Origin of the sequence: Devosia sp. XK-2 (assembly GCF_037113415.1) — a bacterium.
In the GTDB taxonomy this organism is placed as follows: Bacteria; Pseudomonadota; Alphaproteobacteria; order Rhizobiales; family Devosiaceae; genus Devosia.
The window spans coordinates 1,518,712-1,542,332 of record NZ_CP146608.1; the positions used below are offsets into that span (position 1 = coordinate 1,518,712).

Consider the following 23,621-nt stretch of genomic DNA (forward strand, 5'->3'; position numbering starts at 1 on the left):
CGCCGTCCGGAGACTGAATAAATGCTCGGCCTAGGCTGGACAGAGATGCTGGTGATTGGCGTCGTTGCGCTGATCTTCATCGGCCCCAAGGACCTGCCCGTGGTCATGGGACGGGTTGGCAAGGTTATTGGGCAGATCCAGCGCATGGGGCGAGAGTTCCAGCGCGAAATCAACAAGACCACCGGGCTCGATGAGGTGCGCAACCTGCGGACCTCGATCACCTCGCCGCTCAAGCAGACGGCTGACGAAATCCGCAAGGAATTCAACAGCATCGGCAAGGATGGCAAGGAAAGCCCCTCGGGTGCCCTCAAGCCGACCAATCCTGCCGAGGAAAGCGTCGTCGAGGCCATTCAGCAGCAGGCCGGCATGGCGCCCGCCAAAAAGTCCAATGACGAAATGGCGGCCGATTATGGCTTTACCGCCAAAAAGGCCGAACCGGTAAAGGCGGCCCGCGCCAGCAAGGGTGCAACGGCGTCTGCGAAGAGCGCCACGGCAAAATCCGTTCCCGCCAAAGCTGCCGCGCCAAAGCCCGCCGCGCGCAAGCCGAAAGCGCAGGCCGACAATGCCGCCCCCGCGGGTGAGACGGCCAAGCCTGCCAAGCCGCGGGCTGCGCGCGCTGCTGCATCCAAGGCCACGGCCGGCAAGTCCGCCGTCAAAGCGACGAAAAAGGCGCCCGCAAGCAAGCCGGAGACTGCATCGGCTGCCGCCAAGCCGGCAAAGCCCCGCGCCCCGCGCAAGAAGGCTGCCGAAACGGCCGGAAAGACCGAATAAATGGCCGACACCCCGACCAAGATAGAAGACAAGAGCAAGCCGCACGTCGAAGACGAGCTCGCCGGCAGCGAAGCACCACTGCTTGAACATCTCGTCGAATTGCGCAAGCGCCTCATCCGCGCGGCCATCGCGGTGGTCGTGCTCATGGTTGTGTGCTTCATCTTTGCGGGACAGATTTTTGACGTTCTGCTCAACCCCTATCGGTCCATCTATCCCAATCCGGGTGATATGGAGCTGATCTATACCGCGCCGCAGGAATTCTTCTTCACCCAGCTCAACCTGGCTCTGTTCGGCGCCATTTTCCTTGGCTTTCCCTATGTGGCGACCCAGATCTACGGTTTCGTCGCCCCCGGTCTCTACAAGCATGAGCGCAAGGCGCTGATCCCCTATCTGGTGGCCACGCCGATCTTCTTCCTGCTCGGCGCCATGATGGTCTATTTCGCTGTTCTGCCCATGGCCCTGCATTTCTTTGCCGGCATGCAGACCTCCGAGATCAAGCTGCTTGCCCGTGTCTCGGAATATCTGGGCCTGGCCACCACGCTGATTCTGGCCTTCGGCATCTGCTTCCAGCTTCCGGTCGTCCTGACCTTGCTCGCCCAGATCGACTTGGTGAATTACGACATGCTCAAGAAGGGGCGGCGCTACGCCATTGTCGGCATTCTGATTGTGGCAGCGCTCGTATCGCCGCCTGACCCGATCTCGCAGATCGGTCTTGCCTTGCCGATGTATGCTCTCTACGAACTCGCTATCCTCTCGGTACGCTACGTGCAGAAACGGCGCGAGGCGGCGATTGCCAAGCAGGATGAAGAGCTGTCCGGCTCATCCTCCGAATAGCTGCGCGCGGGCACCCGGGCGCACTCATCTGTGCCCGTGGCGCTTGCAGGCGTGCTCCGGGCCACTCATCCAGGGCCTGCAGCAAGCAAGAGGCGGGCAGGGCCCGTAACCAGCAATGTTCGATATCAAGTGGATCAGAGATAACCCTGATGCTTTCGACGCGGCCATGGGCCAGCGCAAGAACGTGTCCGTGCGCTCCTCCGATCTCATCGCGATAGACGAACGGCGCCGCGCCATCATCGTCCGGCTCAATGAAGCCCAGGAAAAGCGCAACGCGCTCTCCAAGCAGATCGGCCAGGCCAAGGCCCAGAAGGACGAGGCCCGGGCGCAGGAGCTCATGGCCGAAGTCGCTGCGCTCAAGGAAACCATTCCCGCCGGCGAGGCCGAAGAGCGCGCCGTTGAAAAGGAACTGCGCGACGCCCTTTCGGCCATCCCCAATATGGCGCTCGACGATGTCCCCGTGGGCGATGACGAAGCCGACAATGTCGAGTATTTCGGCGCCAATGGTACCGCCGAGACCGCTGCCAAGGTGCGTCCCGCCAAGCCGAGCTTTGCCTTCGCGCCCAAGGAGCATTTCGAAATCGGCGTTGCCGAAAAGGACATGGATTTCGAAATCGCCGCCAAGCTCTCGGGCAGCCGCTTCGTCGTCCTCAAGGGCCAGATCGCTCGGCTCGAACGCGCCCTTGGCCAGTTCATGCTCGATCTGCACACGACCGAACACGGCTATCTCGAAGTCCAGCCACCGGTCCTTGTGCGCGACGACGCGCTTTACGGCACCGGTCAACTGCCGAAATTCGAGGAAGACCTGTTCTTCACTCCGCATGGTGAGAGCCGCCTGGCGCTGATCCCCACCGCCGAAGTGCCGATGACCAATTTCGTCCGCGAGACGATCCTCGCTGAAGAAGACCTGCCGCTGCGCTTCACCGCCCTCACGCCCTGCTTCCGCTCCGAAGCTGGTTCCGCCGGCCGCGATACGCGCGGCATGCTGCGCCAGCACCAATTTGATAAGGTCGAGCTGGTTTCCATCACCACGCCCGAAGAATCGATCAACGAGCATGAGCGCATGCTCGCCTGTGCCGAAACCGTCCTGCAGCGCCTCGGCCTGCACTATCGCGTCATGACCCTCTGTACCGGCGATATGGGCTTTGGTGCCCGCAAGACCTATGACCTTGAAGTCTGGCTGCCGGGGCAGGATACCTATCGCGAAATTTCCTCGGTCTCTGTCTGCGGCGATTTCCAGGCCCGCCGCATGGAAGCGCGCTATCGCCCCTCTGGCGAAAAGCAGGCCCCGCGCTATGTGCACACCCTCAATGGTTCCGGCACCGCTGTCGGCCGCTGCCTCATCGCCGTCTTGGAAAACTACCAGCAGGAAGATGGTTCGGTGCTCATTCCCGAGGCCCTGCAGCCCTATATGGGCGGCTTGACCTCCATCGGCGGCAAGTAATGAGCCTGCGCATCCTCATCACCAATGACGATGGCGTGGATGCGCCTGGCATCGCCGTCATGGCCGAAATTGCCCGCGCGATCTCGGACGATGTGTGGATCGTGGCCCCGGATGGCAATCAATCCGGGGCAGGGCACCGCTTCAGCTTCGGGCGGGAACTGTCCTTCGAGACGCTCGGCGCTCGGCGCTATGCGGTCACCGGCGGTTCCCCGGCTGATTGTGTTGTGGCGGCCATGACCCATATTCTGGGTGACAAGCCGGCCGATCTGGTGTTGTCGGGCGTCAATGCCGGGCAGAACCTGGGCGACATCGTCAACTGTTCCGGCACTGCGGCCGGCGCCCGCGAGGGCGTGTTGCAGGGCGCCATCGGCATCGCCATGAGCCAGTCCATGGACTATGAAGTGTCCCGTAGGCCCGACTGGGCCAATGCTAGCCGTTTCGGCGCCGAAGTCGTCGAGGCCATCATGGCCGCCCACAATGGCGACGACGTCTTCTACAATGTCAATTTTCCCTTCTGCGCCACCGACGAGGTCGTCGGTCTGACGGCGGTGGCCCATCAGCGTTTTTCGCGCTCGCCCATACGCTATTATCCCAGCGATAATGACGGTCGCTTTTTCATGGCCATTCCCGAGACACCCCTGCCGCTCGACCCCGCCGCCGACTTCGAAGTTCTGCGCCGCGGCAACGCCATTACGGTAACCCCTTTTGCCCTGCAGCAGACCCATCAGGGCGCGCTTGAACGCCTCGGCAACATCGCTCTCAAGGGCTGATTCAGGCCCGCCGTTGCTTTTCGTTCATCAAGGCAGGCCAGGACCCGGTTCTTAACCTTACCCGACTCTGAATCGGGCCGTCACGAATTCGCTCAAATCGCATCGGCCTTAAACTCGTCTTTACCTTACCGGCGTAGCGTCAAGCTCAGTTGTTGAGTACCTGCGTACGAGTAAGCCGATGAGTATTCGCGTTTTTCCGCGGACCCATAGAAGTGCGGTCGCCGTTGCCGGTGTAATGATCGCCGCCGTTGGATTGTCCGGCTGTTCGAGCCTGGGGAGTCGCAGTTTCAGCGACGACACCGTCACAGGCTCGGTCGCGCAGTCGACCCCCACAACCCTCAATCAGCCTATGCCGCCAACCCTTGGTGCACCCCAGCCGGTGCAGGTTGCCAGCATGGAATATCTGCCGCCGGCCAATGTCGGCGCATCCTGGACAGGCGGCAATACACTGCCGCCGGCACCGGTCAATAACGGCTTCATGCAGCCCTCCGGTGTGACCTCGCCAATCGGCGCTTCGGCTTCGACGGTGCAAACCCAGGCTCTACCAGCATTGAGTTCGTCGTCACCTATGGGAAATATGCAAGCCATGCCTGCTCAGCAAAACCTTGCCCCGCTGCCGGCCGCGCCCGCCGCCGTTGCCATGGGCACTCCGTCGTCAAGCGCCGCCTTACCGGTCAATTCCAGCGTTCCCGTCCAGGCCGCCGCTAACGGCAACGCGTACACGCACACTATTGTCGGCGGTGAATCGCTCTACACCATCGCCCGCAAATACGATGTGACCACCCAAGCCATCGTGCATGCAAACGGCCTGAGTTCACCCGACAAAATCGTGGTCGGCCAGAAGATTATCATCCCCGGCCGCTCCGATCTGGTCAATGCAGCGCCGGTTCAGGTAGCCAGCGCAAGCCCGCAGACTACCGCGCCAACCCTGCCGGCAGCGCGTCCGAGCAATCTGTCTGGTGGCAATGTGTTGCAGCAGGCATCGACGCCCGCGCCGGCCCCTGCATCCACTCCGGCTGCCACCTCTGCCGGCGCCAAGGTCACCCAGGTCGCGTCTGTGCCCACCACGCCGGCGCCTGCCGCCGAGCCGGTTTCGTCCGGCGACAAGTTTCGCTGGCCGGTTTCAGGCCGTGTCATCACCGACTTTGCCGCCTCGCGCGGCACCGGCATCAATATCGATGTGCCCGAAGGTTCGACGGTCAAGGCGGCCGAGAACGGCACCGTGATCTATGTCGGCTCGGGCGTTGAAGGCTACGGCAATCTCGTGCTCATCCGTCACCCCAACGGCTATGTCTCCGCCTATGCGCACCTCGCCTCGATGAGCGTTGCCAAAGGTGCCGTGGTCAATCGCGGCGACTCGATCGGTGCTGTCGGTCAAACCGGATCTGTCTCCAGGCCGCAGCTGCATTTCGAGCTGCGCAAAGGGGCTACGCCCGTCGATCCGGTGCCACTGCTGGCCAGTTGATCTTGAACTGACCTCCTCAAAGGAAAAGGGCCGGGCGTGGTGCACCGGCCCTTTTTCTTTGCGCCCGCCTAGATAGGCTTGCCTTCTTCGCCTGCCAATGTCCGCACCAGTTGGATGGCCACGCGTCCGGATCGCGACCCGCGTGTGGCAGCCCACTCGATGGCCCGGGCCCTCAGCGCCTCTGCGCTGATCGATAGACCGTAATATTCGGCATATCCCGAAACCATGGCCAGGTAGTTGTCCTGGTCGGAATTGTGAAAGCCCAGCCAAAGCCCGAATCGATCCGAAAGCGACACCTTTTCTTCCACCGCCTCGCTCGGGTTGATGGCGGTAGAGCGCTCATTCTCGATCATGTCTCTGGGCATCAGGTGCCGCCGGTTGGACGTAGCATAAAACAGGACGTTATCCGGTCGCCCCTCCAGCCCACCATCAAGAATGGTCTTGAGCGATTTGTAGCTGGTCTCGCCGCTATCGAAGCTGAGGTCGTCACAAAAGACGATGAAGCGCGCTGGTTGGCCCGAAATCGCCCGCATCAGCAGCGGCAGGGTTTCCAGATCTTCGCGGGCTATCTCTACAAGAACAAGGTGGTCGAACCCGCTGCGGCCTTGGATGTCGGCATGGATGGCCTTGACCAGCGAGCTTTTGCCCATGCCCCTTGCACCCCAAAGCAGGGCGTTGTTGGCGCCGTGACCGCGGGCAAACTGTTCGGTATTGGCCAGAAGAATATCGCGGACCTGATCGATACCCTTGAGCATGGCGAGGGGGACGCGGCTGACCTTCTGCACAGGCATTAATTGCCCACTCGCGCCAGTCCAGTGATAGGCATCGGCCTCCGCCAGTGTGAAAATGCCAGGGCCGGGGGTATCGTTCATCGCCTGCGCTATGGTCTCGAGCGCCTGGGCAATCCTGGCAAGATAGTCTTTGGTTTCCACCGGCTGGTCCCTCAGCTTTGGCGCGGCAATCTGCGCATCCTTATTGGCTTTGCATTAAGCAAACCCCAAATGTATAGTCCGCGCGATTTTGGCCGGGGCGCAAGTGCAGGCAAGCCCGATAGCGTCCACCTGTTTGGCAGGTCGGGGCCGTCCCTTCCTCAAAACGCAAAAAAGAATCGATAAGGAGTTCGCTTGATGTTTGTAACGCCCGCCTATGCCCAGGAAGCGGTTGGGGCCCCCGGAGGCATGGCTGACATCTTCATCCAGCTCATGCCGATCGCACTGCTCGTGCTGATCTTCTGGCTCCTGATCTTCCGTCCCCAGCAGAAGCGCATGAAGGCCCAGCAGGCCATGCTCTCGGCCATCCGCCGCGGCGACACCATCGTGACCACCGGCGGCATTGTCGGCAAGGTGACCAAGGCGGTTGATGGCGAGGACCTGGAAGTCGAGGTTTCCCAAGGCGTCAAGGTCAAGGTCGTGCGCGGCATGGTGGCCGATGTGCGCTCCAAATCTGAGCCGGTCAACGACAACAAGCCCGCCTAAGGCCTAACAAGCTTGCTCGCCGGAGCCCCAGGGCTCCGGTTTTTTGCTTTCAGGACGTTCTTCCATGCAGTTTTCGCCCATCCGTACCACCATCATGTTCGCCGTAATCGTGTTTGGCGTGCTCTTTGCACTGCCCAGCATGTTGCCGCAGGCGGCGCGTGACGCGCTGCCCGATTGGCTGCCGCGCGAAACGGTGGTTCTGGGGCTCGACCTGCAGGGCGGATCGCACCTGCTATTGCAGGTGAACGAAGAAAGCATTGTCACGGAGCGCCTGGCCGATCTGCGTCGCGATGCCCGTAGCATCCTCGCCAATGACAACGGCATTGGCAATATCATCACGACCGACCCAGCCGCCAAGTCGATTACCATCGAACTGATGGATCCTAGCCAGCAGGCCACCGCCCTGACAGCCCTCGAAGGGCTGCAGAACACCGTCGGCGGTCAGGTATTTTCCGGCGTCGGCGGCACCAATGAAATTGCCATCGCTGCCGCCGACACCACGCATATCACTATCACGCTGACGCCCGAAGGTATCGAGCAGCGCATGTCGAGCCTGGTGGCGCAGTCCATCGAGGTGGTGCGCAATCGTATCGATGAGCTCGGCACCACCGAGCCGAGCATTCAGCGCCAGGGCAGCAACAGGCTGCTCGTGCAGGTGCCTGGCTTTGGCGATTCCACGCGCCTCAAAAACATCATTTCGCAAACGGCGCGCCTGACGTTCCACATGGTCTATCCCGGTATGACCGCCGATCAGGCCGAAGCACAGGGTCTGCCGCCCGGCACCATGATTCTGCCCAGCCAGGACGGGTCGCGCGAGCTGCTCTATGAGGATATTGCCCTGGGCGGCGAATCCCTGGTGGACGCACAGCCGGCCTACGATCAGCAGCGCGGCATCCCCGTGGTCAGCTTCAAGTTCGACACGCGTGGCGCCATCACCTTTGGTGAAATCACCTCGGCCAATGTCGGCCAGCGCTTCGCGATCGTTCTCGACAATGAAGTGATCACCGCCCCTGTCATCCAACAGCCTATTACTGGTGGCTCAGGCCAGATCAGCGGCAGCTTCACCACCGCATCGGCCAATGACCTGGCCGTGCTGTTGCGCGGCGGCGCCCTGCCGGCAAGCCTCGACATCGTTGAAGAGCGTTCTGTCAGCGCAGGTCTCGGCGCCGATTCCATTCGCGCCGGCATAACGGCCGGTATTATCGGCGCCATCGCCGTGGTTGCCTTCATGGTGCTGGCTTATGGCCTTTTTGGCCTCTTTGCCGACCTGGCCGTGATCATCAATGTGGTCTTGATCCTGGGCGTGCTCTCCATGTTGGGAGCAACCCTCACGCTGCCCGGCATTGCCGGTATCGTGCTCACCATCGGCATGGCAGTGGACGCCAACGTGCTGATTTACGAGCGCATTCGCGAGGAACTGGCGGCAGGGCGCAGCAAGATTGCGGCTATTGAATCCGGTTTCCAGCGTGCCATGGCAACCATTCTCGACGCCAATATCACCACGCTGATCGCGGCGGTCGTCCTGTTCTATCTCGGTTCGGGGCCAGTGCAGGGTTTCGCCGTAACCCTGGCCATTGGTATTCTGACCACATTGTTCACGGCCTATCTGGTGACCTTGTTCATCGTCGGCCGCTGGTACAAATGGGTTCGCCCCAAGACGCTGAAAATCCAGTTTCTGCGGATCATCCCCGACGGAACCAAAATTCCCTTCATGGCGGCGCGCAAATATGTGCTGGCCCTGTCGATACTCGCGTCCGTTCTTTCGCTCGGCTGGTTTGGCATCCATGGCCTGAACCTCGGCATCGATTTCCGGGGCGGCTCGTCCATGGAAATTCAGGCCAATTCCGGCACCGCCGATTCCGGCGAAATCCGTGAAGCGCTGTCGCAACTCGGCCTAGGGGATGTGCAAGTACAGGGTTTTGGCGAAGCAGACAGTTTGCTTGTCCGCGTCCAGACGCAAGATGGCGGCGCTTCGGCGCAGCAGGCAGCGGTTGAAGAGGTAAGGACGGCCGTAGAGGCGCTCGACTACACAATGCGCGGCACCGAAACGGTGGGGCCGACCGTGTCGAGCGAATTGGCTCTGACCGGCGCTATTGGCCTCGGCGTGGCGCTCCTGGGTATCCTCGTCTATCTCTGGTTCCGGTTCGAGTGGCAATTTGCCGTGGGCGCCATCATATCCACCGCCCACGACGTCATCCTCACGATAGGCCTCTTTGCTTTCGCCGGCCTGGAATTCAATGCGTCCAGCATCGCCGCCATTCTGACCATTGTTGGCTATTCGCTGAACGATACGGTGGTGATCTATGACCGCATCCGCGAATATCGCATGAAATACAAGAAGATGGGGCTGAGCGAAATCATCGATATCGCCATCAACTCCACCTTACCGCGAACCATTCTGACCGCCACCACCACCTTCCTGGCGCTGATGGCTCTCGTGATCTTCGGTGGCGAAGTGATCCGCAGCTTCACCATCTCCATGGCTTGGGGCGTGCTGGTCGGCACTTATTCCTCGATCTTCATTGCCGCGCCAATCCTGATCTATCTGGGCCTAACGTCGCGAGCCGATCAGGTCGAAGAAGGCAAAGAACTGGGCGATGATCGCGAGCCGTCGGACAGCGCGGCGGGCTGATGGGCCATGAGTGCAGTGGAAACAGCACATTTCCCGCGCCAGGTTGGTATCGACGCCTATGGCAATGGCGGTTTCCGCTTTGCTGAAATGTCGCACAAGGGCTCGCTTCTGTGCCTGCCCAATGGCATGTCGGGGTGGCCGATCGACTCGACCGCGCAACTGACGCTGGAAAGCCTGGAGCCGGTCCTGGCCCAGGCCGACAAGCTGGACGTTTTGTTGATCGGCCTTGGCGGCGACATCGTCGCCATCGATCCGGCCATTCGGCAGGCATTTCGAGATCGCTCGGTCATTATCGAGGCGACGCAGACCGGTGGCGCGGTGCGCACTTACAATGTCCTGCTTGCCGAGGAGCGGGCAGTAGCCGCCGCGCTGATTGCCGTAGAGAACGCGCGCTGATGGCGGCCGACAGCTTTGCCCTGGCTGCCGAGACGCTCCGCAGGCTGGATCGCGACCGATATCTGGCGACATTGGTTCTGCCCGCCGAAGCACGGCCGGGCGTCACTGCGCTCTATGCGTTCAACGCCGACATCGCTGCCATCCGCGAGCGTGTCTCTGGCCCGCAACCGGGGGAAATTCGCTTGCAATGGTGGAATGATGCCCTGATCGGGGAGGGGCATGGTGCTGTTCGCCAAAATCCTCTTGCCGCCGCGCTGCTGCAAACCATGCAGGACTACAATCTTCCATCCGGCACTTTGTTGCGTCTGATTGGTGCGCGGCGCTTCGATCTCTATGACGACCCGATGCCCGATCTGGAGACGTTCGAGGGTTATGCCGGCGAAACCGCCTCGACCCTCTTCCAGCTTGCGGCCATGATCATCAACAATGGTAGCCCGGTGGAGCCGGGTGATGCTGCCGGCCATCTGGGTGTATCCCAGGCGATGATAGGGCATCTGCGCGCCTTTGGCTTCATCTCGTCGCAGGGGCGTATCATGTTGCCCCGGACGATACTTGAGGCCAACGGCGTGCGCGAAGAGGAGATCTTTGCCGGGCAGGACAGCGAAGGTCTCCATGCCGCCCTCAGTCAGATCGCAGAATTGGCGGCCGGTCATCTCGACAAGGCCGGTTCGGCCATCGCGGCGCTACCGGTAAGCGTGCGGCCCGCCTTTGCCGCTATTACGGTGCTCGAGGCGCAACTGGCTGCCTGGCGGAGGCACGAGCGCAGCGTATTTGCTGCGCCGGCTGATGACGCCGACTGGCGCAAGATCGCCAGGCTGACCTGGTGGGCGTGGCGGAACCGCTAGAGCGCCTCCGGGACGCGTGGGCACCACTGGCCGAGTTCGGAAGCGCGGCTGAGCAATGAGCCAGGGCGCTCGCTTCGATTCAATCACAACAAAAAGTGCCTAGTGGCCCGAGCGTTCGGCAATGGCGACGAATATGCCGTCCAGCCGGGCGGCGACGGCATCCTCAACTGCAATATCGGCGGTGGCGCTCAACCGCGCTTTGCCACGTCGCGCCAGAACAAGACCAAGCTTGCCCCAATCCACGTTATTCGGCTTGGCGACGGCCCGCGCAATACCCTCGATTGGTCTGAGATAGTCCGTGCTGGTTCGGTGAATGACCAACTGGCCTGTCAGTCCTGCGGCCTCCATCCCCAAATGCAGCACCGACCACGCTGCAAGCAACCCAAGCGTGGCAACGCTCCCGCCAAACATCGTGCCATGGACATTGATGTTCGGCGCGAGCGGTGCCTCAAGCACAACCATCTCGGCACTGGACTCTATAGTCGTCACTGCCATCGCCCGCGATAGAGGCATGTGCCGGTGCAGATAATCGGTCAATGCCGCCGGAGTCATGCCCAGGCCTTGAGGTCGTCCAACGCTCGCGACGTGATGGCGCGACGCTTGGCGATGGTCTTCTCAGGCCCGCGCCAGCGCTTTACGCCCTCTGGCTTGGTGATGGTGACCTCCGGGAACAGTCCGAAATTGACATTCATCGGCTGAAAACTGCGCGCGCCGCTATAGCTTTCCGCCTCGATATGCCCGCCCGTAATATGGCCGATCAGCGCCCCCAGGGCAGTGGTGGCCGGTGGGATCGGCAAGGATCCGCCGAGGGACTCCGCGGCCGTCATGCGCCCGGTGATGAGCCCGACAGCGGCGCTCTCCACATAGCCTTCGACACCGGTGACCTGGCCGGCAAAGCGGATGCGCTGATCAACCTTGAGTTTAAGATCCGGCGCCAGAACCTTGGGTGAATTGATGAAGGTGTTGCGATGCAGCCCACCAAGCCGGGCGAACTGTGCGTTTTCAAGCCCCGGAATCATGCGAAAAATCTCTGCTTGAATCCCGTAGCGCATCTTGGTCTGGAACCCGACCATGTTCCACAACGTGCCCAGCGCGTTGTCCTGCCTCAACTGGACAATGGCATAGGGCTTGACGGTGGGATTGCGTGGATTGGTCAGACCCACTGGCTTCATGGGGCCATGGCGCAGCGTTTCAGGCCCGCGTTCCGCCATAACCTCGATGGGCAGGCAGCCATCGAAATAGGGGACCTTTTCCCAGTCCTTAAACTCATGCAGCGGAGCGGTTTTCAGCGCTTCGACAAAGGCGAAGTACTGGTCCTTGTCCATGGGCAGGTTGAGATAGTCCGCCCCGGTCCCTCCGGGGCCGGCCTTGTCGTAGCGCGACTGCTTCCAGGCAATGTCGTGATTGATGCTGTCATAGTGGACAATCGGGGCGATCGCGTCGAAAAAGGCCAGGGAGTCTTCGCCGGTCTTTTCAAGCACTGCTTCCGCCAGGGCGGGGGAGGTCAGCGGGCCCGTGGCAATGATCACATGTTGCCAGTCGCCCGGGGGCCAATCCGCAATCTCTTCGCGCACGACTGTAATATTGGCATGGTTGGCGATGGCGACCGTCACGGCGGCGGAAAAGCCGTGGCGATCTACGGCCAAGGCGCCACCCGCGGGCAATTTATGCTGGTCGGCGGCGCGCATGATGAGCGAATTGCAGCGTCGCATCTCTTCATGCAGGAGGCCGACCGCGTTCTGCTCATAGTCGTCTGAGCGGAAACTGTTTGAGCAGACAAGCTCTGCGAGGTCTTCCGTCTGGTGGGCGTCGGTTTCCCTGACACCGCGCATCTCATGCAGAATGACTTTGGCGCCGGCCTCAGCGGCCTGCCATGCGGCTTCCGAGCCTGCCAGGCCCCCGCCGATAATATGAATGGGTTCGTTTGACATAGCGAGCCAGATATCAAGCTCGCCGCCGCGGAGCAATCGGCGTTTTCGCGCCGTTTGGCAACGCCGCCGGCCCGGGAATCAAAACGCTCGCGTCTCAGTGAGAGGCGAGCGTTCGGATTGGTCGGTTTGTGCCGTCTATTTTACAGAGCGTCGGCATGATCACGAGCAACGCGGCTGATGTCGGTGCGCGAAATGCCCAGATCGTTGAGCTGGCGGTTGTCGAGAGCGGCAAGCTCACGAACGGTCTGCTGGTAGGCGGCCCACTTCTTGAAAGTCTTGCGGATGTCCATCGGAAGTCTCCTGTTGTTGACAGGTACTCATATAGGCCCACCTATCCCCAGTGAGCAGATAGAGATTGGTCAAACTAGCTATGCATTTTGCGCAAGGCGTAGGCAGTGCCTGTTCAGTAGCCATTCATGTGTTTGTCAAAGCAATGGCCGCCGGATGGCGCTCCGGCGGCCACATATTTCTGCCTCAGGGCCGATAGGGGGTCAGCGGTCGAAGAGTGACCGCGTCATTTTGGAGAAGTCCGGCCCGGAAATCCCCAACAAGTCGGCATCTCGCGTCGAGGGAACGTCCATTTCCCGCAACGTCTGCTTGATGTCGACAAGGCGCTTGAGGCGCCAGACGGCTCGCACAAACATGGGCAATATCCCTTTGCGGCTATAGTGGTGCGAAGGGACGATGCCTGTGTTCGCCGCGGCGCGGTAGGCCATATCGGACACGGCGAGCATGCGTCTGGCGCATGGAAAGTTCATCGATTTGACGCTTTCGGCGTCTGGATAGTCCGTTCTGGATCATTTCGGGATCCCGGGGTGCCCCTATTAATGTTTCGTCCACCATGATTTCCCTTGTGCGAACCGTCCCAAATCAACACACTTCGGCAACTGATTAGGGGAGTCGGCAGTGCGGCAAAGCGCGCATGTCATTGTTGTTGGCAACGAAAAGGGCGGGTCGGGTAAATCGACCACGGCCTTCCACCTGGCCATTTATCTGCTCTATCAAGGGCACAAGGTTGCCTCGATCGACGTCGACAGCCGCCAGCAGACCCTGACTCACTACGTACGCAACCGCCGGGACTGGGCCCGGGCGAAGGGCCTGAGCCTGCCGCATACGACCCATTATCACCTCCCGCTTGCGCGAGGCGACTCGGCCCGCGAGAACCATCGCATCGAGTTCGACCTGTTCCGACAGGCCATAGGCGAGGTGGAGTCCTCGGCCGATTTCATCGTCATTGACACCCCCGGATTCGACACCAATCTGGCGCGATTGGCCCATTCTCTCGCCGACACCCTGGTGACCCCGGTCAATGACAGCCTGATCGACCTCAGCGTCATGGCCCAGGTCGATCCGGTAACTGGCGAACCGCGCGAATTGAGCCATTATGCGCGCCTGGTGCAGCGTGCGCGCTCGGAGCGGCTGTCGATCGACGGTCGGAATATCGATTGGGTATTGGTGCGCAATCGCATTTCCATGCTGTCATCGCGCAACATGCGTCAGGTCCAAACCATGCTGGAGCGCATCGCGACGCGCCTCGGCTGTCGTGTTGCCGATGGCATTGCGGAGCGGGTTATTTTTCGATCGCTGTTCGCCACCGGAATGACGGTTTTCGATCCGCTCGACGACGACCTTCTGGGCGGGGTGCCGTCCATGTCCCACATGAGTGCGCGTCAGGAGTACCGTGCTCTGGCCAATGCGCTCAATCTGCCATCGAGTCGGCGCGCCGAGGCCCGGCGGGAAGTCCTCTCGCAGCGCTCAAGCGACGTGAACCGCTTCAGCCACATGGCGCATAGCGAGTCCTGACCGCGCGTCATCCCTGTGCGTAGGCGGCCTTTCTCGGATTGTCGGCGGCAACGGCATGTTCACGCGCATCGTAAACGGCGCGCGCCTCGACAATCGCGTCATGATTTTCTGCTGACCAATCCCAAAGGGCGCTGATCGGCACCTGTAACGTCTTGCCCAGTTCGGTCAGACTATATTCCACGCGCGGCGGAACTTCAGGGTAGATGGTGCGGGTCACCAGGCCATCACGCTCCAGATTGCGCAGAGTCAGCGTGAGCATGCGTTGTGACACGCCATTGATCAATCGCTTCAATTCGTTGAAACGCAGCGTACCATTGCGCCCAAGCATCCCCACCACCATCACGCTCCATTTGTCGCCGATGCGGTTGAGCACATCGGACATGGCCGAACAATTGGCGTGCTGCGATGTATCAGTCAGTGACATTTATGTGCCTCCTTGCATGGGGAACTCAGGCACAAATATAAACACAGTTACTAGTTGTGACTAGTGCGGCAGACCATCACAGGAGGAGGGGGAGCCATGACAACAGCGAGTGGGAACCGGGGCTGGAACATTGGATTGTGGGTCGTGCAGGGTGTTTTGGCCCTGTTTTACGCCATGGCGGGTCTCATGAAATTGACCCAGCCCATTGATGCTCTGGTTGCGTCGGGAATGAGCTATGCTGGCGATTATCCCGAGTTTTTGACGCGCTTTGTCGGCACGATGGAGGTTCTGGGCGCCATTGGCATTGTCTTGCCGGCGGCGACCCGTATTGCGCCGCGCCTGACACCCCTTGCCGCAGTGGGCTTTTCTTTGATCCAGGTGCTTGCCATTGGCCTGCACACCATGAGGGGCGAGCTGTTCATGCTGCCTTTCAATCTGATCCTATTGGCCCTGTCTGTGCTGGTGGTTTGGGGCCGCTCTGCAAAATCTCCAATTGCACCCCGAGGGGCGTAAATTCCGAGATTGCAACGATTGACAGACCGGCGCAGGCATTGTCTTCCTCCGGCGAACCAAGCCGGAGGAAGCACCCGTGAGCAACCGTATCGACCAATTATTGAGCGCGTTGACGCTGGAAGAGAAGGTTGCGCTTCTGTCAGGCGAAGACTTCTGGTCGGTCCCAGCCATTGAAAGGCTGGGAATCGGCAAGTTGAGAGTGACCGATGGTCCGAATGGCGCGCGCGGTGGTGGTTCACTCATTGGCGGCGTGAAGTCCGCGAGTTTCCCCGTCGGCATTGCAATTGGCGCCACCTGGAATGTCGAGCTGGCCGAGCAGATCGGCGCGGCCCTGGCGGACGAAGTCAAATCCAAGAATGCCCATATGCTGCTGGCCCCGACGGTGAATATACATCGCTCGGTTACGAACGGGCGGAACTTTGAGTGCTATTCCGAAGATCCGATCCTCTCGGCGGAACTGGCCGTCGGGTACATCAATGGCCTGCAAGGGCAGGGGGTCGGCGCCACCATCAAGCATTTCGTCGGCAATGAAAGCGAGATCGAGCGGACGACCATGTCCAGCGAAATCAGCGAGCGGGCGCTGCGCGAGATCTATCTGGTCCCCTTCGAATGGGCGGTAAAGAAGGCTAGCACATGGGGCGTGATGAGCTCCTACAATCGGCTCAATGGCACCTATACATCCGAGCATAATTGGCTGCTCTCGACGGTGCTGCGCCAGGAATGGGGCTATGACGGCATCGTCATGTCCGACTGGTTCGGCAGCCATTCCACCGCACCAACGGTCAATGCCGGCCTGGACTTGGAAATGCCCGGCCCCACGCGCGATCGCGGCCAGAAGCTCGTCGATGCGGTAAGGGCCGGCGAGGTCGCCACGGATGTGCTCGACAAGCGCGTGGGGGCAATGCTTCGCCTTATGGGGCGGGTTGGTTCACTGGATGATCACCGCCCCTTTCAGGAGCACGCCGAGAACCGGCCCGAACACCGCGCGCTGATCCGTCGTGCCGGCGCCGAGGGCACGGTTCTGCTCGCAAACAACGGCGTGCTGCCGCTGTCCGGAGCCGGCAAGGTCGCGGTCATCGGTCCGAACGCCAAGATGGCACAGATCATGGGCGGCGGCTCTGCTCAGCTCAACGCGCATTACCGCATTTCGCCATGGGAAGGCTTAAGCGCCGCACTTGGCGCGGATCGGCTTTCCTACGTCGCTGGGTGTACCAATCATCGCTTTGAGCCGGTATTGCGGGGCACCTTCAGCGTCCAATATTTCGACAATCACAGTCTGTCCGGGCAGCCGGTCCATACCGGCACGATGGACGACGCCCAGGCCTTCTGGATCGGTGCTGTCGCCGAGGGCAAGGTCGATCCACTGCATTTCTCTGCGCGCATCTCGGGCACCTTCACGCCCGAACAATCCGGTGAGCATCGCGTTGGCGTTTACGCGGCCGGTTTCGCCAAAGTGTTCGTCGACGGCCGGCTGGTAGCCGACGCCTGGACGAACTGGACCAAGGGCCGGACTTTCTTCGAGGAAGGCTGCGACGAGGTCGTCGGCACGGTGGTGCTTGAGGCCGGCCGCGCGCATGACATTGTCATCGAATTCGCGACCAAGGATTTTGCCACGCTCGGCCTGGCTGCCTTTGCGGCAGGCATTGGTCTGCCACTGGGTGACGAGGCGATCGAAGCGGCCGTCCAGGCCGCCCGCGACGCGGAAACCGCTATTGTTTTCGTCGGCCGCAATGGCGAGTGGGACACTGAAGGAAGCGACTTGCAGGGCATCGTTCTGCCGGGCCGCCAGAATGAATTGGTCAAGGCCGTGGCCGCCGCCAATCCACGCACCGTTGTGGTGTTGCAGACTGGTGGGCCTGTCGAGATGCCGTGGGTCGCCGATGTCGCGGCCGTGCTTCAGGCCTGGTATCCGGGCCAGGAGGCCGGCAATGCGATAGCGGATGTGCTGACCGGTGCCGCCGACCCGGGCGGACGGCTGCCGCAGACCTTTCCGGTACGCTGGGCCGACAATCCCGCCCATAGCCAGGACAGGGAAATCTATCCGGGCCTTGAAGGCAAGGTACGGTACGAGGAAGGCATATTTGTCGGCTACCGGCATTACGATCGCATCGGTATGACCCCGCTCTATCCCTTTGGATATGGCCTGAGCTACACCAGTTTTGCCCTATCCGGGCTCACTGTAGACGACACGCGCTTCGAAGCCGATGGTACCGTGAGCGTGTCGTTCACGGTGACCAATACGGGCGTCCGTCCGGGCTCGACGGTTGTGCAGCTCTATGTGCGCGACGAGAAGTCGACAGAACCCCGCCCCGCCAAGGAATTGAAGGCATTCAGCAAGGTGGCCCTGGCGCCCGGCCAGTCAAACACCGTCAACCTGTCGCTCGATGCTCGGGCTTTCGCCTGGTATCGCGAGGCGGCCGGCCATTGGCTCGTCGAGGCCGGCGCATTCGCGCTTCTGATCGGTCAGTCATCGCTCGATCTGCCGCTGCGTGCCGATCTGACACGCTCAACCACGCTCATGCTGCCCGTCTGATCAGGCGGCATGATGCTCGGCGGCATAAAGACCGAGATAGAAGTCCAGATCGCCGGTCCGTAGCCCTAGCGCGTCCAGCACGCCACCCATAAAGCTGATCGGGGCCGTGCCGGGCGCGGTGATAATACCGCGGTCCAGCACCGCTCGCGGTGAGCCGACATAGAATGCGCCGCCCGCATAACCGGTATCGGGCAATGTCTCCGGCCCATTAGCCGTATGGCGGACATCATCGAGCAAGCCGGCGCGCGCCAGCGCTAGTACCCCGTCGCAGATACCACCGATCACGCGCCCTTTTTCGCGGGCGGCCCTCAGGAGTTCGGAAATGTCCGGCGCGTCCGGCTGGGACCATGTCGTCCCGCCATTGACCAGAATGGCGTCTATATCATCGACATCTATCTCTTCGATGGCCAGATGCGGCATGACCCTGAGCCCGCCCGCGGAGGTCACTGGCTCGCCGCCTGATGTCGCAAATCTGGTCTCGAGGTGATAATATTGCCGGGCGCCGGCATTGAGCAGGGCCGTTTCCCAATCGGCAAAGCCGGGCGTCAAAATTGTCAGAAGCGTCTTCATCGCATGTCTCCACAGTTCTTTCTTTGGTCACCGTGGAATGCGCGCGTGACAGGCGGTGTCAGCACCTTCACATGGCCGTCAGCGTGCCGGGGCTTTCTTGAGATTGGCCGGATCGGCTGATATGAGAGGCGCGCTTTTGCCTCTCGTTCCCCGGAGTCGTTTCATCTTGCTGCTTGTTCGTCGATTGCTGCTCGCTCTGGTCTTGTCTTTTGCCGGCTTCGGCCAGGCCTGGGCAAATCCGATGCTGCTGGTGGATCGCGCGACGCTTCAGGTTCTCTATGCGCAGGATGCGGGCCAGCCATGGCACCCGGCCTCCCTGACCAAGCTGATGACCGCCTATGTTGCATTTGAGGAGGTGGCCAAGGGCACCGTGACGCTGGACACGCCGATCACCATCTCCCGCAACGCGTTCAACCAGGCGCCCAGCAAATCCGGCCTCAAGGTCGACAGCACGGTATCGCTGAAGGACGCGCTCTATCTGCTGGTCGTAAAGTCCGCCAACGACATTGCCGTCGCCATTGCAGAGACCATCGGCGGCAACGAAGCCAATTTCGTCGCCATGATGAATGAGACGGCGGGACGCATGGGCCTGACGGCAACTCACTTCGTCAATCCCCACGGCCTACATGACCCTCGACAGGTGTCCAGCGCGCGCGACCTGGCCGTCATCGCCCTTTATATCGAACAGAGCTTTCCCCAATATCTGCCCATGTTCCGGACCGGCGTGGTCAACATGGGCAAGGCGCGCCTGGAATCGAACAATGCTTTGCTTGAAGGCTTTGCCGGCACGACGGGAATGAAGACCGGCTATGTCTGCGCCTCTGGTCTTAACATTGTCGCAACGGTGGACCGCAATGGCCGGCAGCTTCTGGCGGTCGTCTTGGGCGGATCATCCGGTCGCGAGCGCAACGAGCGGGCCGCCGAGCTTTTCGTCAACGCGCTCAGTGGACGCCTGCAACCGACAGGGCAGTCGGTTCTTTCTCTCGCCAATGCCGTCGGCACGACGCCAGTCGACATGCGGCCCCTGATTTGCGGCAAGGACGCCAAGGCCTATGTCGCCGCGCAGGAAGCGGCCTTTCCCATGGGGCTTGAGGATCAGCCGACCTATCTGACCGATGAGATCGCGGTGAGCGAATATACCGCCGTTGACCTCGGACGCATCAGGACCGGTATTGCCTTGCCGCGCCCGCGGCCGGCACACATGCCGATGTTTACCGGTACCGCGCCGGTCGAAAGCGCGGCTCTGGACGATGCATTGCGCCCAAGCCTGACCGGAACGGGGATCGCCATCGATCTGCCGCGTCCGCGTCCCGCCGACCTATAGCGCCACCGCTATTCCGGTGACGTAACCACGAATTTGAGGTGTCCGTCGCTGTTTACTTCGAGGCAGGCGTAGCCTTTCTGGCGACAATAGAGCGGGATGTCGATTTTCGCCATCGGATCGGTCGCGAGCACGATGACGCGCCGGACAGGACCAGTACCCGCCAACCGCTTCTCGAGTTTAAGGACGGGCAGGGGGCATTTTAGCCCCCTGGCATCGATGATGTCGTCGTCAATTGCCAAGGACGAGCACCCAGTAAACGCCATAGCTCGACGACGGATTGTAGACCACGGCCACGCCGGCCTTGCTGGCGGGGGCCGCCAGACCCACAGCATCGGAGGCATTGTTGCGCCAGCCCGAGAATGTTTCGGCGAAGGTGGCATAACCAGCGCTCAATTTCATCTGCGCCAGCGCCTGCGGCTTGGACGGCGCGGTGCCAGTCTGCGCATATTGGCCGGCCAGCGCCTGTGCCGTTGCGTTCAGACCGGAATCGGCCATCAGCGCCGGCATGTTGCGGGTCGCGCGATAGGCATTGATTAGGCCGATGGCCTGTTGGGAATCCAGCCGCGCATTGGGCTGATCCATGCGCGCGGAAAGGGCCGGTGCCAAGGCGGCGGGCGTGGCCGCTCCGCCACCGAAAGAGGAACAGGCGGCCAGCACAACGGCTGTTCCGACGGTCGCTGCGCCAAGGGTCAGCATCCTGATAGTATTCGACATGAGTTTCCTTCCGGGACGTGTTCCGGGCGCTTCAGCCTTAACAGTCAACGCCTTCGCCCGCGTTAACGGCATGGGCCACGAGCAACCCGTTCGGCTCGGCGCGATCGTGGCACGTTGGAGCCGATAGCCAAACCGCCGGGCATGGCCGGCTAACAAACGTGCAAAATGGGCAGCATTGTGAGGGCCGGCAGCGCCCGGCCTCAGTCAACACAACAATCTCCACCCGGTTTATGCGCCTCCGCAATGCGCGGACGACCGATCCAACTTGCCTGCTTGAACGCGAGACGCTACCAGCGCCTCATGACAAGACTGGGTTTTCTCGGAGCGATGAACCGCGACCTGGTCGCGCAAATGCCATGCGCGCCCATTCTGCAGGCGCTTGGCATCACGGCGCCGCCGCTGCTTGAAACCGCGGTTTCCAACGTGGTCGCGCGGCGCGGCGCTGAGTACCTGTTGGCCCTCGGCGCGTCGGAATATCTCGGCGGGTCGGCGTTTAACGCGGCCCGTATCACCGCCTTGCTGAACGACGACCAGGCGCTCGATCTTGCTTTTTTCGGTATCGCCGGCACCCTCGGCGAGGCGGTGCCGCATCGCGACGCTCTGGATAGTTGGGCCGTCGACACTTCAGGCGTCATGGTCAGCCCGATCGCCCCGGCCGCATGTCTCGCAATGGTTGAGGCGCAAGGCCGGACCCTTCTCACCGCCAGCGGCGCCAATAGTGCCGTGGCGGATTGGTTGCGCCGCGATATGGCCGGTCTGGCGGCATCAATTGCACGATGCGACATCATTCACGTCACCTCCTATCTCGATCCCGAAGCGCCGGCACTGATCGCGCGATTGTTGGAGCGCGCCCGCGAGCGCAACCCGCAGCTCATCGTTTCGCTTGATCCCGGTATGGGTTGGGTTGGCCCCGGCGGCATTGGCCTGCGGCAACTGCTCGCACAGACCGACATCCTCCACCTCAACAGTGAAGAACTGACGCTGTTGCGCGGCGGCGCGGAACCCGCCTTGATCGGAACTGCAATGCGGCCCGGTTGGCTCATCGTGGCGCGAACCCATGACGGCGTGACCCTGCATTCAGCAGGTGAGCCATTCAAACGGAAATTGCCGTCCAGCCCGGTCCCGGCCGACTTCCGCGTTACCGACGCGACAGGGGCGGGCGACACTTTTTGCGGTGCTTTTCTCTGGTCCTATTGTCGGGACGCGGCGCAACCCCTGGAGGCCGCCGCTCTGGGCTTTTCGCTTGCACGGCATAAGGTGTCCATGGCCGGTCCACTGGTTCTGACCGACGCCGTTCGGCGCGAGATCGCGGCTCACAAACTGGAGAAAAGCTGGTGATCCCGACGCGATTCGAACGCGTGACCCCAGGATTAGGAATCCTGTGCTCTATCCTGCTGAGCTACGGGACCAGCCGATGACCGACGTACCAGCCGGTGGCTGGACTTGCAAGATGGGCTCAGGGAATGACTGATGTCGCAGCAGAGGCGAAGCCCTTTATCATTTTTCCGGATGATCGGTTCCAGGCCATCGCGACGCGCCGACCAGTGGATGCCAATCTGCGCGCTATTGGCCGCGATCTTCTGGCGGTGGCCGTTAAGGCCAACGCCTATGGCCTGGCCGCTGTCCATATTGGTCTCGTCGCTCCTGTAGTCGTTGTCAGCCTGGGCGACGCGGCCGGCCGGGACTATCACATCCTTTACAATCCGAGCATTGCCGGAACCTGGGGCGACCTGGTGCCGCGCAGGGAGGGGTCGGTTTCCATGCCGGGAATAGAGGTTGATATCGTCAGGCCAGACGGCGCTCGCATCGCCTTTGACGATGAAAATGGGGTCGCCCGGGAGCTCGCTCTGAACGGCTTTGCCGCCCGCGTGGCACAACATGAGATCGATCAGGTCAATGGTATCTTCTTCCTCTCCCGCGCATCGCGCCTCAAGCGGGACAGCGCGATCAAGCGCTTTGCCAAACTGAACCGTCGCATGGGTTGATCCGCTGGTGGTGTTTCGCTACACGGACACGCACACGAAAAGGAAGACCAATGCGCACGGAAATCGAAAAGACCGTCGCCGAAATCGAGCAGGTTCTGACCCTGCTGAGGAGGCATCTTTGACTGGGATACAGCTCAACTCCGTCTCGACGCGCTAAACGCGCAAACCGAATCTCCCGATTTCTGGAACGATCCTGAAAAGGCCCGCGTCACCATGCGCGAGCGCGACGAGCTCGACGTTGCCGTGAAGACGGTGCGTGAGCTTGAGGCCGGCATCAGGGATAATTCCGAACTCATCGAACTGGGTGAGGGCGAGGGCGACGAGGAGATCGTGCGCGACGCGGAAAATGCCCTGATCGAACTCAGACAAACGGCGCGACGCACCCAGATCGAAACGTTGCTGTCCGGCGAAGTCGACGGCAATGATTGCTATGTCGAAATCCACTCGGGCGCCGGCGGCACCGAGAGCCAGGACTGGGCGAGCATGCTCTTGCGCATGTATACGCGCTGGGCCGAAGCCCGGAAGATGAAGGTCGAAACCATCGAAATGCACGATGGTGAAGAGGCCGGCATCAAGTCCGCGACCATTCTGGTCAAGGGCCACAATGCCTATGGCTGGATGAAGACTGAAAGCGGTGTGCACCGCCTGGTCCGTATTAGTCCCTACGATTCGGCCGCTCGCCGTCATACGAGTTTTTCGAGCGTCTGGGTCTATCCGGTGGTTGACGACAATATCGACATTGAAATCCGCGAAGCCGATCTCAAGATCGATACCTATCGGGCCTCCGGCGCCGGTGGTCAGCACGTCAACACCACCGACTCGGCCATCCGCATCACCCATGTGCCCACCGGTATTATCGTGGCCTGCCAGCAGGAACGCAGCCAGCACAAGAACCGCGCCACGGCTATGAACATGCTCAAGGCTAGGCTCTATGAAATGGAGCTGCAAAAGCGCGAAGAAGCGGCGAATGCTCAGGCGGCGAGCAAGACCGAGATTGGCTGGGGGCACCAGATTCGCTCTTATGTGCTGCAACCTTACCAGATGGTCAAGGATCTGCGGACGGGCGTCGAAAGCGGCCAGCCTTCGGTCGTTCTGGACGGTGATCTCGATGACTTCATGGAGGCCGCGCTGGCCCAGCGCGTCGGTGTTGCCACCGATGTTGCTGCCGAAGACTAGGCGGAAAAGTCGGGAG

Annotated in this window: 25 protein-coding genes and 1 tRNA gene; 16 read left to right on the forward strand and 10 right to left on the reverse strand. The window is 61.3% G+C overall.

What is annotated here, in order from left to right; genetic code table 11:
* Window positions 1-21 precede the first annotated feature (21 nt).
* The 5 genes from tatB to V8Z65_RS07330 all read left to right on the forward strand — a co-directional run bounded on the left by tatB (window position 22) and on the right by V8Z65_RS07330 (window position 5,284).
* Complete coding sequence (tatB, locus tag V8Z65_RS07310; protein ID WP_338723494.1) at window positions 22-771, forward strand: Sec-independent protein translocase protein TatB; 750 nt, start codon at window positions 22-24, stop codon at window positions 769-771.
* Window positions 772-1,605, forward strand: coding sequence for a twin-arginine translocase subunit TatC (gene tatC / locus V8Z65_RS07315; protein ID WP_338723495.1), 834 nt, complete (start codon window positions 772-774; stop codon window positions 1,603-1,605).
* A 115-nt stretch (window positions 1,606-1,720) separates the two neighbouring features.
* The gene (serS, locus tag V8Z65_RS07320; protein WP_338723496.1) at window positions 1,721-3,049 is read left to right on the forward strand and encodes a serine--tRNA ligase; all 1,329 of its coding nucleotides are present in this window, start codon (window positions 1,721-1,723) and stop codon (window positions 3,047-3,049) included.
* A complete protein-coding gene (gene surE / locus V8Z65_RS07325) occupies window positions 3,049-3,819 on the forward strand; it encodes a 5'/3'-nucleotidase SurE (RefSeq protein ID WP_338723497.1) in 771 nt (256 codons plus the stop codon). The genes serS and surE overlap by 1 nt, the downstream gene beginning before the upstream one ends.
* A gap of 178 nt (window positions 3,820-3,997) precedes the next feature.
* The gene (locus tag V8Z65_RS07330) at window positions 3,998-5,284 is read left to right on the forward strand and encodes a M23 family metallopeptidase (RefSeq protein ID WP_338723498.1); all 1,287 of its coding nucleotides are present in this window, start codon (window positions 3,998-4,000) and stop codon (window positions 5,282-5,284) included.
* Between the two features lie 68 nt (window positions 5,285-5,352).
* Here the strand turns inward: V8Z65_RS07330 and V8Z65_RS07335 are convergent, their stop codons facing one another.
* Complete coding sequence (locus tag V8Z65_RS07335; RefSeq protein WP_338723977.1) at window positions 5,353-6,156, reverse strand: ATP-binding protein; 804 nt, start codon at window positions 6,154-6,156, stop codon at window positions 5,353-5,355.
* Window positions 6,157-6,411: 255 nt separating this feature from the next.
* Between V8Z65_RS07335 and yajC the strand changes: the two genes are divergently transcribed.
* The 4 genes from yajC (at window position 6,412) to V8Z65_RS07355 (ending at window position 10,632) form a co-directional block, all read left to right on the forward strand.
* Complete coding sequence (gene yajC, locus V8Z65_RS07340; protein ID WP_338723499.1) at window positions 6,412-6,759, forward strand: preprotein translocase subunit YajC; 348 nt, start codon at window positions 6,412-6,414, stop codon at window positions 6,757-6,759.
* Between the two features lie 64 nt (window positions 6,760-6,823).
* Window positions 6,824-9,391, forward strand: a complete 2,568-nt coding sequence (gene secD / locus V8Z65_RS07345) for a protein translocase subunit SecD (protein WP_338723500.1) — start codon at window positions 6,824-6,826, stop codon at window positions 9,389-9,391.
* A 6-nt stretch (window positions 9,392-9,397) separates the two neighbouring features.
* Window positions 9,398-9,787, forward strand: coding sequence for an MTH938/NDUFAF3 family protein (locus V8Z65_RS07350; RefSeq protein ID WP_338723501.1), 390 nt, complete (start codon window positions 9,398-9,400; stop codon window positions 9,785-9,787).
* Window positions 9,787-10,632 carry a phytoene/squalene synthase family protein gene (locus V8Z65_RS07355; RefSeq protein WP_338723502.1) on the forward strand — a complete coding sequence of 282 codons (846 nt, stop codon included), beginning with the start codon at window positions 9,787-9,789 and terminating at the stop codon, window positions 10,630-10,632. The genes V8Z65_RS07350 and V8Z65_RS07355 overlap by 1 nt, the downstream gene beginning before the upstream one ends.
* Before the next feature lie 99 nt (window positions 10,633-10,731).
* On the opposite strand, the gene V8Z65_RS07360 is transcribed toward V8Z65_RS07355, so the two are convergent.
* From V8Z65_RS07360 to V8Z65_RS07375, 4 genes are all read right to left on the reverse strand, one after another.
* Window positions 10,732-11,184, reverse strand: coding sequence for a YiiD C-terminal domain-containing protein (locus V8Z65_RS07360; protein WP_338723503.1), 453 nt, complete (start codon window positions 11,182-11,184; stop codon window positions 10,732-10,734).
* Window positions 11,181-12,563 carry a methylenetetrahydrofolate--tRNA-(uracil(54)-C(5))-methyltransferase (FADH(2)-oxidizing) TrmFO gene (gene trmFO / locus V8Z65_RS07365; RefSeq protein WP_338723504.1) on the reverse strand — a complete coding sequence of 461 codons (1,383 nt, stop codon included), beginning with the start codon at window positions 12,561-12,563 and terminating at the stop codon, window positions 11,181-11,183. The genes V8Z65_RS07360 and trmFO overlap by 4 nt, the downstream gene beginning before the upstream one ends.
* Before the next feature lie 140 nt (window positions 12,564-12,703).
* Window positions 12,704-12,853, reverse strand: coding sequence for a DUF1127 domain-containing protein (locus V8Z65_RS07370; RefSeq protein ID WP_220306774.1), 150 nt, complete (start codon window positions 12,851-12,853; stop codon window positions 12,704-12,706).
* Between the two features lie 201 nt (window positions 12,854-13,054).
* A complete protein-coding gene (locus V8Z65_RS07375) occupies window positions 13,055-13,321 on the reverse strand; it encodes a hypothetical protein (protein WP_338723505.1) in 267 nt (88 codons plus the stop codon).
* Window positions 13,322-13,469: 148 nt separating this feature from the next.
* On the opposite strand from V8Z65_RS07375, the gene V8Z65_RS07380 reads away from it, so the two are divergent.
* A complete protein-coding gene (locus V8Z65_RS07380; RefSeq protein WP_338723506.1) occupies window positions 13,470-14,366 on the forward strand; it encodes a division plane positioning ATPase MipZ in 897 nt (298 codons plus the stop codon).
* Between the two features lie 7 nt (window positions 14,367-14,373).
* Here the strand turns inward: V8Z65_RS07380 and V8Z65_RS07385 are convergent, their stop codons facing one another.
* Window positions 14,374-14,790: a helix-turn-helix domain-containing protein gene (locus V8Z65_RS07385; RefSeq protein WP_338723508.1), complete on the reverse strand. Its 417-nt coding sequence runs from the start codon at window positions 14,788-14,790 to the stop codon at window positions 14,374-14,376.
* Window positions 14,791-14,886: 96 nt separating this feature from the next.
* Here V8Z65_RS07385 and V8Z65_RS07390 point away from each other — a divergent pair, with 96 nt between their 5' ends.
* Together V8Z65_RS07390 and V8Z65_RS07395 are read left to right on the forward strand one after the other, a co-directional pair.
* On the forward strand, window positions 14,887-15,303 hold the full coding sequence (locus V8Z65_RS07390; protein WP_338723509.1) for a DoxX family protein: 417 nt from the start codon (window positions 14,887-14,889) through the stop codon (window positions 15,301-15,303).
* 76 nt (window positions 15,304-15,379) lie between these two features.
* A complete protein-coding gene (locus tag V8Z65_RS07395; RefSeq protein WP_338723510.1) occupies window positions 15,380-17,836 on the forward strand; it encodes a glycoside hydrolase family 3 C-terminal domain-containing protein in 2,457 nt (818 codons plus the stop codon).
* Here V8Z65_RS07395 and V8Z65_RS07400 read toward each other — a convergent pair whose 3' ends face one another.
* Window positions 17,837-18,406 carry a DJ-1/PfpI family protein gene (locus V8Z65_RS07400; RefSeq protein WP_338723511.1) on the reverse strand — a complete coding sequence of 190 codons (570 nt, stop codon included), beginning with the start codon at window positions 18,404-18,406 and terminating at the stop codon, window positions 17,837-17,839. It abuts the gene before it with no gap.
* Window positions 18,407-18,572: 166 nt separating this feature from the next.
* Here V8Z65_RS07400 and V8Z65_RS07405 point away from each other — a divergent pair, with 166 nt between their 5' ends.
* The gene (locus V8Z65_RS07405) at window positions 18,573-19,730 is read left to right on the forward strand and encodes a D-alanyl-D-alanine carboxypeptidase family protein (protein ID WP_338723512.1); all 1,158 of its coding nucleotides are present in this window, start codon (window positions 18,573-18,575) and stop codon (window positions 19,728-19,730) included.
* Between the two features lie 8 nt (window positions 19,731-19,738).
* Here the strand turns inward: V8Z65_RS07405 and V8Z65_RS07410 are convergent, their stop codons facing one another.
* Both V8Z65_RS07410 and V8Z65_RS07415 read right to left on the reverse strand, forming a co-directional pair.
* A complete protein-coding gene (locus tag V8Z65_RS07410; protein WP_338723513.1) occupies window positions 19,739-19,969 on the reverse strand; it encodes a sulfurtransferase TusA family protein in 231 nt (76 codons plus the stop codon).
* Complete coding sequence (locus V8Z65_RS07415) at window positions 19,959-20,444, reverse strand: CAP domain-containing protein (RefSeq protein WP_338723514.1); 486 nt, start codon at window positions 20,442-20,444, stop codon at window positions 19,959-19,961. The genes V8Z65_RS07410 and V8Z65_RS07415 overlap by 11 nt, the downstream gene beginning before the upstream one ends.
* 300 nt (window positions 20,445-20,744) lie before the next feature.
* Here V8Z65_RS07415 and V8Z65_RS07420 point away from each other — a divergent pair, with 300 nt between their 5' ends.
* The gene (locus V8Z65_RS07420; protein ID WP_338723516.1) at window positions 20,745-21,782 is read left to right on the forward strand and encodes a carbohydrate kinase family protein; all 1,038 of its coding nucleotides are present in this window, start codon (window positions 20,745-20,747) and stop codon (window positions 21,780-21,782) included.
* Here the strand turns inward: V8Z65_RS07420 and V8Z65_RS07425 are convergent.
* Window positions 21,777-21,853, reverse strand: a tRNA-Arg gene (locus V8Z65_RS07425). The genes V8Z65_RS07420 and V8Z65_RS07425 overlap by 6 nt on opposite strands.
* Window positions 21,854-21,907: 54 nt before the next feature.
* Between V8Z65_RS07425 and V8Z65_RS07430 the strand changes: the two genes are divergently transcribed.
* Together V8Z65_RS07430 and prfB are read left to right on the forward strand one after the other, a co-directional pair.
* Window positions 21,908-22,429 (forward strand): peptide deformylase, encoded by a 522-nt coding sequence (locus V8Z65_RS07430; protein ID WP_338723517.1) that lies wholly within the window; start codon window positions 21,908-21,910, stop codon window positions 22,427-22,429.
* A 50-nt stretch (window positions 22,430-22,479) separates the two neighbouring features.
* A protein-coding gene (gene prfB / locus V8Z65_RS07435; RefSeq protein WP_338723519.1) for a peptide chain release factor 2 occupies window positions 22,480-23,605 on the forward strand; the annotation gives its coding sequence in 2 pieces (ribosomal slippage) (window positions 22,480-22,548 and window positions 22,550-23,605; 1,125 coding nt in all).
* The last annotated feature ends 16 nt before the right edge of the window (window positions 23,606-23,621 follow it).

Coding starts and splice junctions, on each gene's coding strand:
- tatB (WP_338723494.1), top strand. CDS start 22: ATGCTCGGCCTAGGCTGGACAGAGATGCTGGTGATTGGCGTCGTTGCG.
- tatC (WP_338723495.1), top strand. CDS start 772: ATGGCCGACACCCCGACCAAGATAGAAGACAAGAGCAAGCCGCACGTC.
- serS (WP_338723496.1), top strand. CDS start 1,721: ATGTTCGATATCAAGTGGATCAGAGATAACCCTGATGCTTTCGACGCG.
- surE (WP_338723497.1), top strand. CDS start 3,049: ATGAGCCTGCGCATCCTCATCACCAATGACGATGGCGTGGATGCGCCT.
- V8Z65_RS07330 (WP_338723498.1), top strand. CDS start 3,998: ATGAGTATTCGCGTTTTTCCGCGGACCCATAGAAGTGCGGTCGCCGTT.
- V8Z65_RS07335 (WP_338723977.1), bottom strand. CDS start 6,156: ATGAACGATACCCCCGGCCCTGGCATTTTCACACTGGCGGAGGCCGAT.
- yajC (WP_338723499.1), top strand. CDS start 6,412: ATGTTTGTAACGCCCGCCTATGCCCAGGAAGCGGTTGGGGCCCCCGGA.
- secD (WP_338723500.1), top strand. CDS start 6,824: ATGCAGTTTTCGCCCATCCGTACCACCATCATGTTCGCCGTAATCGTG.
- V8Z65_RS07350 (WP_338723501.1), top strand. CDS start 9,398: ATGAGTGCAGTGGAAACAGCACATTTCCCGCGCCAGGTTGGTATCGAC.
- V8Z65_RS07355 (WP_338723502.1), top strand. CDS start 9,787: ATGGCGGCCGACAGCTTTGCCCTGGCTGCCGAGACGCTCCGCAGGCTG.
- V8Z65_RS07360 (WP_338723503.1), bottom strand. CDS start 11,184: ATGACTCCGGCGGCATTGACCGATTATCTGCACCGGCACATGCCTCTA.
- trmFO (WP_338723504.1), bottom strand. CDS start 12,563: ATGTCAAACGAACCCATTCATATTATCGGCGGGGGCCTGGCAGGCTCG.
- V8Z65_RS07370 (WP_220306774.1), bottom strand. CDS start 12,853: ATGGACATCCGCAAGACTTTCAAGAAGTGGGCCGCCTACCAGCAGACC.
- V8Z65_RS07375 (WP_338723505.1), bottom strand. CDS start 13,321: ATGAACTTTCCATGCGCCAGACGCATGCTCGCCGTGTCCGATATGGCC.
- V8Z65_RS07385 (WP_338723508.1), bottom strand. CDS start 14,790: ATGTCACTGACTGATACATCGCAGCACGCCAATTGTTCGGCCATGTCC.
- V8Z65_RS07390 (WP_338723509.1), top strand. CDS start 14,887: ATGACAACAGCGAGTGGGAACCGGGGCTGGAACATTGGATTGTGGGTC.
- V8Z65_RS07400 (WP_338723511.1), bottom strand. CDS start 18,406: ATGAAGACGCTTCTGACAATTTTGACGCCCGGCTTTGCCGATTGGGAA.
- V8Z65_RS07415 (WP_338723514.1), bottom strand. CDS start 20,444: ATGTCGAATACTATCAGGATGCTGACCCTTGGCGCAGCGACCGTCGGA.
- V8Z65_RS07420 (WP_338723516.1), top strand. CDS start 20,745: ATGACAAGACTGGGTTTTCTCGGAGCGATGAACCGCGACCTGGTCGCG.
- V8Z65_RS07430 (WP_338723517.1), top strand. CDS start 21,908: ATGACTGATGTCGCAGCAGAGGCGAAGCCCTTTATCATTTTTCCGGAT.